This window comes from Rhodopirellula sp. UBA1907 (assembly GCF_002337565.1).
GTDB classification, from domain to species: Bacteria; Planctomycetota; Planctomycetia; order Pirellulales; family Pirellulaceae; genus Rhodopirellula; species Rhodopirellula europaea.
The window spans coordinates 64,386-73,696 of sequence record NZ_DDGH01000054.1; the positions used below are offsets into that span (position 1 = coordinate 64,386).

8 protein-coding genes are annotated in these 9,311 nt (G+C 56.4%); 2 read left to right on the forward strand and 6 right to left on the reverse strand.

Annotated features, from left to right (window positions below; translation table 11 throughout):
• Window positions 1-144 precede the first annotated feature (144 nt).
• A complete protein-coding gene (gene hisN / locus B2R17_RS11690; RefSeq protein ID WP_286764126.1) occupies window positions 145-972 on the forward strand; it encodes a histidinol-phosphatase in 828 nt (275 codons plus the stop codon).
• A 144-nt stretch (window positions 973-1,116) separates the two neighbouring features.
• Here hisN and B2R17_RS11695 read toward each other — a convergent pair whose 3' ends face one another.
• Entirely contained in the window at window positions 1,117-2,379 is a 1,263-nt protein-coding gene (locus tag B2R17_RS11695) for a DUF1559 domain-containing protein (protein WP_286764127.1), read from the reverse strand.
• 64 nt (window positions 2,380-2,443) lie between these two features.
• Window positions 2,444-2,614, reverse strand: coding sequence for a hypothetical protein (locus B2R17_RS11700; protein ID WP_007332748.1), 171 nt, complete (start codon window positions 2,612-2,614; stop codon window positions 2,444-2,446).
• A gap of 338 nt (window positions 2,615-2,952) precedes the next feature.
• Between B2R17_RS11700 and B2R17_RS11705 the strand changes: the two genes are divergently transcribed.
• A complete protein-coding gene (locus B2R17_RS11705; protein ID WP_286764128.1) occupies window positions 2,953-4,005 on the forward strand; it encodes a nucleoside hydrolase in 1,053 nt (350 codons plus the stop codon).
• 48 nt (window positions 4,006-4,053) lie between these two features.
• On the opposite strand, the gene B2R17_RS11710 is transcribed toward B2R17_RS11705, so the two are convergent.
• The 4 genes from B2R17_RS11710 to B2R17_RS11725 form a co-directional block, all read right to left on the reverse strand.
• The gene (locus B2R17_RS11710; RefSeq protein WP_286764129.1) at window positions 4,054-6,144 is read right to left on the reverse strand and encodes a hypothetical protein; all 2,091 of its coding nucleotides are present in this window, start codon (window positions 6,142-6,144) and stop codon (window positions 4,054-4,056) included.
• Window positions 6,145-6,406: 262 nt separating this feature from the next.
• Entirely contained in the window at window positions 6,407-8,146 is a 1,740-nt protein-coding gene (locus tag B2R17_RS11715) for a Na(+)/H(+) antiporter subunit D (protein ID WP_286764130.1), read from the reverse strand.
• Window positions 8,143-8,469, reverse strand: a complete 327-nt coding sequence (locus B2R17_RS11720) for a hypothetical protein (RefSeq protein ID WP_007328229.1) — start codon at window positions 8,467-8,469, stop codon at window positions 8,143-8,145. The genes B2R17_RS11715 and B2R17_RS11720 overlap by 4 nt, the downstream gene beginning before the upstream one ends.
• The coding region (locus B2R17_RS11725) for a proton-conducting transporter membrane subunit (RefSeq protein WP_286764131.1) at window positions 8,466-9,311 on the reverse strand (846 nt) is incomplete at its 5' end. The genes B2R17_RS11725 and B2R17_RS11720, both read right to left, overlap by 4 nt.

Consider the following 9,311-nt stretch of genomic DNA (forward strand, 5'->3'; position numbering starts at 1 on the left):
AATTGAAGCCACCCGGGTAGTACGTCGTTCGCTCGCTCATTTAGATTGTTGGCGAGAACTCGAATGTCTCGCTCTCGCGGGGCGCGAACGTCGCGGACGTATCGAGATTCCGTTTTTCCACCTCACTCGCAACTTTGGTTTCTCATGTCGGATTGGACTCCCACCCAGTGGCAATCGGAACACGATGGACGGTTGACCGCGATGGTTGATATCGCATTGAAAGCCGGCCAGCACACGCTGACTCACTATGGAAAGCCATCGCTTTCCGTGGATCGCAAATCCGATGATTCACCGGTGACCATCGCTGACCGCGAAGCTGAGCAGTTGGTTCGCAAGCTGGTCGCGGAACAATTCCCGGACGATGCAATCGCGGGCGAAGAGTTTGCTGACAGCGAAGGAGCCAGCCGATATCGCTGGGTTGTCGATCCAATCGATGGAACCAAATCGTTTATTTGTGGTGTGCCGCTGTACAGCACGTTGTTGGCGTTGGAATGCGATGAGACACCGATTGGCGGAGTCATCTACCTGCCCGCAACCGATCAAATCGTGGCGGCTGCATTGGGTGGCGGTTGCTTCCACAGCGATGACCTGAAGACGTGGAGTGAAGCTCGCGTTTCGGAACAAACTGATTTGTCGAAAGCTGTCTTTGTCACCAGCGAAGCGAAGTCGTTTGGTGATCGTGGCGAAGGACCTCGCGGCGACACCGATGTCTTCGAAGCCCTGCAGCGAGAAACTTGGCTGACACGAACTTGGGGCGATGGTTATGGCTACGCGATGGTCGCGACCGGTCGTGCGGACCTGATGGTCGACCCGATCTGCAATGCTTGGGACGTCGCGGCGATGGCTCCGATCATGAGCGAAGCTGGTGGGCGATTCACTTCATGGAAAGGCATCGACACGGTCCGCGGTGGCGACGGTGTTGGAACGAACGGTCATCTGCACGATGCTGTGTTGGATCTCCTGAAGAAGTGAGCAATCACGACGCACGAGAAGGAAGGCTTCGGCACTCTTGATTCGTTTCCAAAAAGATTTCAAGCAACAAAAAGAGCCACCGCGAATACAGTTCGTGGTGGCTCTTTGATTTTTAGATCATGCGTCTCAACCGACGTTGGTTGATCAGAATTCTTGATCGATCACTTCTTTGGATGCGCGTGTTCCCAACGCGCCCCAAATGCCGTACGGGCTGGGGGATCCGGCGGGATTGATTGCCCACCCGTCCCATCGAACCGGTGGAGCACCTGAGTTGCCGGCGTCGATCGACTCAGTGATGAATTTCACCGCACCATCGGCCATCAAGACATGCACGCCGCCTTGATGATGGCTGCTCGGCGGCAAGATGCCTTCGTTGTGGCGGTTGCCTTGCATACAGATTTCCGAGTTCGGTGGCAGGATCGTGTTCATCGCGGAGAACAGAGGACGCCCGTAGGCCCATTTGAATCCTCGTTCCATCTCGCCCGCCGGGCCGGTGACCGCTGGCGATGCGACAAACGGTGCACCACTTCGCCAGAACAAAGGACGTTCAGGATCGATCATGTCGCGACATGCGAGCGCGTTTTCCGGGCCGGTCGGGTCTCCGCTGTTGGCTTGGATGCTTGTCGGGGCATCCGGTGGCAAAGCACGAATGTCGCGGTCGCCGAGGCTGGTAATGATCTCACCGGCGGCGATCGTGTTGGACAGTCCATCCAGGATCTCTCGGAAGCCGGTTGAGCGGCTCGAAACAAAAGTTCCTCGGCAGGCTGCTCGTTCGGCTTGGGCCCAGTTGCCGTTGGGGATGTTGGCGCGATCCTGTTCTGCACCACAGTGCATGTGGTGAGTTGAGTCACCCAAGCACGCAGCGTAGTTGGTGCGACCTTGAGCAGGCAGGCCTTCGCCGGGATCACTGGGGCATCGCAACGTTGGAACGTTGGTCAACCAAGGTCGATAGCGATTGCCTGCCGCATTATGGTCGCTCAAATTCATGCGAGCGTCGGGGCCCATCGCTTGGAAGTCGATGACGCCATCGCCGTCCGAGTCCATTGGATTGCTGATTTGTTCCCACAACGCTTGTTGCTCAAAGAACGGTGTCAGTCCCGGCAACCAGCTCAGTTCGTTTCGGTTGTGTCCGCCGCCGCCATCGGCACGACGCGATGGATTTGGGGTTCCTGAATTGGCGGTGTTTGTGGTTCCAGCGGCATGCGCCGGAAGCAGGTTGTAGGCGGAGTGGTAGTTGTGCAGTGCCAAACCAATTTGTTTGAAGTTGTTGCTGCAGCTCATTCGACGCGCCGCTTCACGGGCAGCTTGAACGGCAGGCAACAAGAGTCCGACAAGGACTCCGATGATTGCGATGACCACCAACAATTCGACCAGCGTGAATCCCCTGGATTGGGTTCGATATGGCATGGGATGTGGTTCCTGTGTATGAATCAAAAAGAAATCAGATGAGAAGCGTCTTTCGCTCCCGTCATTAGTTCGCGGTGTCGCCGTCCTCCAACGAAGCATTGCTGTCGTAGTCGTGTGGGTTTTCCTCGACGTACTGACTCAGCTCATCATCCGACGGTGCGGAGGTCTCGGAACCATCGCAACCGACGGAGCCAATCAGGGCTCCGAGCATTAGTAACCAAAACAAATTCTTCATCTTGTTCGACTCGCTAAGAACGAGAAATAAGGTGGAACGATTTCAGGGCCGGCGCGTCTGCGTCGTAGCTCAACTCGGACGCTTTCCACTGATCGCGAATCGAATTGGGAATACCACGCCCCCCCTCTTTCGAGAGGGTGTTGCCGTCACCCGCAATGGAATCTATAGCCTTCGCGTGTGAAATGTGAACCCCTTTCCAGCGACTAAGGTGGCGGAAAACACCGCTCTCGCCGATCATTTTGCGACATACCCCGTTTGGAACCGGTTTCTACGGCCCGTAAAAAATTTGGGGTTTTCGCAGTTTTTTTCTCCAGTCCTCTCTTTCGAAAGCCGCTTTGATGTTCCGACGAACCATCCCCCTTTTGCTCACGTTCGGCCTGATCGACTGCTTAGATCTCCGTGCGGAATCCGATGGTGCCTCGGAGGTCAAACCGACGCCGGTGATCTTTGACACCGACATCACCGGAGACTGTGACGATGTGTTGGCACTCGCGATGTTGCACGCACTGGAGGATCGTGGTGAGTGCGAACTGAAAGCGGTCACCATTTCGAAGGTCAACGCGCTCGCCGCACCGTTCGTTGATGCGGTCAACACGTTCTATGGCCGTGGCGACATTCCAATCGGTGCGACACGGGACGCCCAGCATCGTCCAAGTCGCTATCTGGAATTGTGCAAAGTTCGCGATGGAGATTCGCTGCGATACCCGCATGATTTGCTCAGCAGCGACGACGCTCCCGAAGCGGTGGATGTCTTGCGCCGCACATTGGCCGAGGCAGAAGATGCTAGCGTCGTCATCATCCAAGTCGGCTTGGCGGCCAACCTGGCGGATTTGCTGGAATCGAAAGCCGACGCGATCAGTCCGTTGGACGGTCCAGCGTTGCTGCAAAAGAAGTGCAAGCTGATTTCGGTGATGGCGGGATGCTTTGGGCCAACGCTTGGTAAACCCAGACATGATGAAGCGAACGTCGTCAACGGAATCGATGCCATGCGCCGATTCGCCGATCAGTCACCCGATGACGTTCCCGTCGTGTGGAGTGACTATCGAATTGGAATCGCGGTGCCCTACCCACGCGAAAGCATTGCTCGCGACTATTCCTATGTGCCGCACCACCCGGTCCGTGAAGCGTATCTGATGCACAGTGGTCCTAACCATGATCGACCAACGTGGGATTTGACCAGTGTGCTGTACGCCGTTCGCCCTGACGACCACTACTTTGATTTGTCGGAACCGGGACGCGTGGTGGTAGACGAAGAAGGCTTCACCGAGTTTCATCCCGATGAAAATGGTCGCGACCGACTGATGGAGATGAGTCCTGAACAATCCATTCGCGTGATCGAAGTCCAGCGAGCTCTTTCGAGTCAGCCACCACGTCAAGCGGTTACCCAGTGAGTTTCCGTTGCCCGTGTGCTGCACATTGCAGGGCCGATGACCCAATCACTAGAACTCGATGAGCTTTAGCTTGCCCGGGATGCCTTGCTCGCCAATGTGTCCGGTCGCTTCGAGTTCAATCGGGCCGCGTCCGATCTGGTCGGGCGTCAAGGAAACGGTTACGGACGTGCCGCTGGTTTCTGCTACGACACGACCGAGATGCTTCAATTCAATTCGCTCCGCGTCAGGGCATGCGAGCTTGATTCGCAGTGTCTCGCCGTCGGTTGATAAAACATCGATGGTCGGCAGGATGTTGGGATTGCCCAAAACCAAAGTGTCGGTGATTGTGATTCGTGGTTGCGTCGTGTGGCGTCCGATCAACACGGCTCGGCAACGCAGAGCTCCTTCCAGATTCTTCGGTAGTTTGACCTCGATCTTTTTCGCTGGACGAGAAACCGCGATTCGTTTGTCTTGCAAATACAGTTCGATCGCCGCGGTTGGCGATGTGTTCTCATTGCCCGGCAGAGCTTGCCAAAAGAAATTGACCGGGACTTTGTCACCCATCGGTTCGCTGACTTCCATTCGAACAAAGTCAATCGGAGCTTTCGCGAAGGGCTGGCAGGCTGGATCGCCGACGATCAACAATTGGTAAGGCGATGTGGTTGTCAGATAGAACGCTTCGATCGCCGAGACGCCTTCCGCGTAGTACGCATGCATCATGGGCGTCGGAAATTTTGGAATCAACGAATAGGGTTCTGCGACGGCACCGCTGCTGATCGCCGCTCCGGCATGCAGTAACTCGGTCAACTTGGTTTGCGAGTTGGTTTCAAAGGCCGCACCCAAACTAGTGAGATTTTCGGCGATGGCTCCGGGAACCATCGACCACGGTTGATTCTTGGCATCGAAGCTGGCCGCTCCCAACATCAATCCAATGTATCGCTTGTTCGACGTTGGCAATTTCGACGAGAAGATCTCAACGTCGCGATCGCGAGACATCAACCAAGCCAAACCGTCGGCGTACAACGGTTCGCGGGTTGTGACCCGAACGTCCGATGTCTTGGCAAACGCGACCGTTCCATCAGGGTAGCTTCGGTCAGCCTGGCGAGCTCGTTTCAAAACATCAATGGCTTGCTGAAGCGTGCTGCCGCGCTCGTGCACCACGCCCAACACGCAGGACAGCATGTATGGCATGCCGCCCTTGGCACTGGGAATCATATGTCCGGTGCTTGTCCATCCAACGCTGGCCGAGAAGGGAACCGGTCCTTGGTTCTTCATTGGGACGTCTTGTAATTGATCCACGACCGCGTCGAAACCCTCGGTCGAGGCCAGCTTTTGCAGCGACTCCGATTCTTCGACGTAACGTCGGTTGGCCCAGCCCGACGCCGCCGCCAGCGTGAACCGTTCGAGTGCGGCGTCCATGTCGCCGGCGTTCGCAAACGCTTCGGTGGCGCGAATATTTAGTGGATGCAACGTCGGATAGTCGTCGGCAATGTTTGACCAAAGTTCGGCAGCCTGTGTCCACTCGTCCGCGGTGGTCGCTTCGTTGGTTGCGATTTCAGCTGCCTTGAATTCTCCGCCAGTCTCGCCCGCAAATGGATTCGCGAAATGGCGTTCGAATTGGCCGCGAGCGTAGAAGTTGCTGCCCCAACCCAGGTAGTCCGACGAATCGGAAAGAACCCAGCGGTAGAAGAAAGTCATCGAGTTGATCGACGCGACCGGACGCTGATACTTTTTCTGGTTCTCGTCAGTCAGCTGTTTGGTGTGTTCGCGAATGTCGACCGCGGTGGGGAATCCCGCCGAGTACGCAATCACCTGCGCGTTCGCGGCCAGCTTGCGACGGTTGAGCTCATTCAGAACCGGCCGCAAAATCTTTTCGCGAAAATCGTTCAGCGAGACTCGCAGGCCACCTGGGACGTCCTCCAACAAAACAATGTTGGCTGGCGGGATCTCACGCAGATGGACGTAGTGGTTTGCCAGGGTCAACGAATCTTGCGAATTCGCGTTGACGACGACGATGATGTTTTCGCCGCTGATTCCGGCGTTTGTCGAGCCGCAAAACAGACAACCGATCAGCACCAGCCCCAACAGGCAACTCAATCGCCACGACGATGGAAGGCAGCGAAAGGCGGACGCTATCAAGTGAAGTGTTTGCGAAAGCATCGATTGAGAATCGTTTTCGGAACGGGATTGTGCCTGTGGGACCACCCCATTGTAGAACGATTGAATCGCGCATTTCGCGGTCGCACGGTTCTTCGATCACGGGATTTCGAAGAATCCCGATCATCGCGAATCCAGATCGGCTTTGGCGGGCTGTTGATTTTATGAGCCGTACCGCGTTAGCGGCGGTTAGTCAAACGCCAACCGGGGCGAACGCCCATCGGCTAATTGTTGTCATTCGGTATACGACTAAATTAACAGGCTGTTAGGTGTAGTAGAGCACCAAGCTGATCGCGAGCAGCGTTGCGGCCCAGAACGCCATCGTGCTGGTGGACCAAGTTCGACCGATCCAACCGTTGACGTTGAACGAACGCTGCACCATTCGTAGTCCACTTCGCAGCGTCAATAAAAAATCGTGGCGGAACGTTTGGTCGACCAGTTCAATTGCGACTTGGCCGCCACGAGTGGCTTTTGGAATCAAGCGACGGTAGACCCAATCGGTGTCCAAGTTCACGGCTCGCTGTTCCGCGGGATAGAGGCCTGATTTCATCAACGCGACGAAGGCGAGAGCCGCGAACATCAGCAATTGAAGCTGAGTGACGACGTGGGTGATGGTGTATGGATGGTAGTCCACATCAAACGGAAGCAGTCGGTACAGCAATGGATAGGCGATTCCCAGTGCGACGCACGAGAAGGCTGCGATGCTCATCGCCAACAACATGTTCCATGGGGCTTCCTTGACGCGTTTGCCACTGTCGTGGGCAAAGAACGCGAAGAACGGAATCTTGATTCCGGAGTGTTCCATCACACCAGCGGAGGCGATCAGCAACACGATCCAAACGCCGAACATGTGTTCTTCGCCGGCGGCTGAGATGATCATGGATTTGCTGACGAAACCACTGAGCAGCGGAAAGCCGGAGATCGCTCCCGCACCAATCATGCAAAACGCGGTTGTCCATGGCATCGACTTGTGAAGTCCACCCAGTTCGGTTGCTTTTGCCGTGCCGACGCGAAACAGCACCGCACCGACGGACATGAATAGCAACGATTTGTAGATGATGTGACAGAACGCGTGAGCCACGGTCCCGTTGATGGCCAGCTCCGTTCCGATGCCGACGCCGACGACCATGAACCCGAGTTGGTTGTTGAGCGAATACGCGAGGACTCGTCGGAGGTCGTTTTCGATCACCGCGAAGATGATGGGGAACAACGTCATGATGCAGCCGACGGTGATCAATGGATCAAAGCCTGCAAAGCCGCGAGCCAGCGAATACACGGCCAACTTTGTCGTGAACGCACTGAGGAATACGGTGCCGGTCACGGTCGCTTTGGGATAGGAATCTTGCAACCAGTTGTGCAGCAGTGGGAAGGCACACTTGATTGCAAAAGCGATCAAGACGCACCAAGCGGCGGGCGAAATCGCGTCGTCACCAAACAGGGTTTGTCCTTCGCTGACGAACAGGTCGAATTTCAGCGAGCCTGTTTCGACGTACTGAATGATCGCTCCCGTGAGCAGCAATACTCCCGAGCCGACCTGCACGATTAGGTAGCGCATCCCGGCTCGATACGCCGCGGGTGTATCCGATGCCCAAACCAAAAACACGCTGCTGATTGCAGTGAGTTCCCAGAACACAAACAGTGTCATCAAGTCACCGGCACAGCACGCACCGATGGCCGCGCCGGCGTAGACCATTCCGGCGATGTGTTGCCGAGTGTCTCGCACGTGCAACGCATAAATCGCGGACACGATGGCCGCGATATGGAACACCAATCCGAACGGACGGCTGAGAGAGTCAACGCGAATGGGTTGGAGTTCAGCGCCCAACATCGAAAATGTCTTCGCGGTTTCTCCATCGCTTAGAACCGGCGTGAACCAGAACAGCAAGCCGCTCAGAATGGCGAGGCCAAGTGCACCGCCGGCCTGGGCCCGCTTGGGCAACAGCCAAAGGATGACACCGCCGACAATCATCGGCCATCCAGGAGGCAAAGCAGACAACAGATTCATGCTTGTTCTCCTGAGGTATTGTCTTCGGGGCGGTCCAGACGCGGGAATTCGTTTTCGGGTTCAGGGTCGTAGTAACCCTCAGGCTTTTTGATCAACGGACGCAGCAACGTTCCCAAGAACACAACTGCCACAAAGGCAATGAAGCCAAACCAAGCTTGGAAGCCGAAAAATGTTTCGACTTTGCCAAAGTGTGGGTGAGGGTTCTCGTAGAACAAATCGGCGAGAACAAGCAGCACGCAAACGACGACCAAGCCGATGATCATCCGCCGGATGTTCTGCGGTCGTTCGAACCAACTGGGGTCGGAAGGAGGTGTGTGGCTCATGAGTTTGGCGTCTGCGTGATCGGCAACAGGGCTTCGTAAATCCAGTCGGCGGCGAAGAACAATGCGACGCTGCCAATCGCGGTGATGCACAGTGGAACCACGCACATCATGGGGGCTTCGTGAATCCCGTCGGTTGGTGCGTGATGATGCGAGTCGTGCTCGTCGGCTTCGTGCCCGTGTGCATCATCACTGTGTGATTCATCCGTCTTGGGTTTGCCCATGAAGGCAAGCATTGGGATCGGCACCAAGTAAGCAATGTTGAGCAGCGAACTGACCATCAACGCAGCAGTGAGCAGGTACTGGTGAGTCTCCACGGTGCCAACGGCCAAGAACCATTTGCTCCAGGCACCGCCGCCGGGCGGCAACCCAATGATGCTGACCGAGGCCAACAGGAACGCACCAAAGGTGAAGGGCATTTGTCGGCCGAGTCCACGCATGTCGCTGATGTTCTTCTTGTGAGCTCCGACATAGATCGCACCAGCGCAGAAGAACAGCGTGATCTTGCCGACCGCGTGCATCGCGATGTGCATGCCGCCGCCGATGATGCTGTTCGGCGTCGCGAGGGCGGCGCCCAGTGTGATGTAGGCCAGTTGACCGATCGTCGAATACGCCAGTCGTGCTTTCAGGTTGTCTTTTGTCATCGCGACCAAGGACGCGACCACCAACGAGAACCCGGCAACGTAAGCCAGCCAAAGGTTCACGCCTGAATCGGTGAGCAAGTCCAACCCGAAGATGTAGACCACCACTTTCAGCACCGAGAACACGCCGACCTTGACCACCGCGACCGCGTGCAACAATGCACTGACGGGCGTTGGTGCGACCATGGCGGCGGGCAGCCAGCG

Excerpts from the sequence above, each read along its gene's own strand:
- B2R17_RS11710 (WP_286764129.1), bottom strand. The coding sequence starts at position 6,144 with ATGCTTTCGCAAACACTTCACTTGATAGCGTCCGCCTTTCGCTGCCTT.
- B2R17_RS11695 (WP_286764127.1), bottom strand. The coding sequence starts at position 2,379 with ATGCCATATCGAACCCAATCCAGGGGATTCACGCTGGTCGAATTGTTG.
- B2R17_RS11715 (WP_286764130.1), bottom strand. The coding sequence starts at position 8,146 with ATGAATCTGTTGTCTGCTTTGCCTCCTGGATGGCCGATGATTGTCGGC.
- B2R17_RS11700 (WP_007332748.1), bottom strand. The coding sequence starts at position 2,614 with ATGAAGAATTTGTTTTGGTTACTAATGCTCGGAGCCCTGATTGGCTCC.
- hisN (WP_286764126.1), top strand. The coding sequence starts at position 145 with ATGTCGGATTGGACTCCCACCCAGTGGCAATCGGAACACGATGGACGG.
- B2R17_RS11705 (WP_286764128.1), top strand. The coding sequence starts at position 2,953 with ATGTTCCGACGAACCATCCCCCTTTTGCTCACGTTCGGCCTGATCGAC.
- B2R17_RS11720 (WP_007328229.1), bottom strand. The coding sequence starts at position 8,469 with ATGAGCCACACACCTCCTTCCGACCCCAGTTGGTTCGAACGACCGCAG.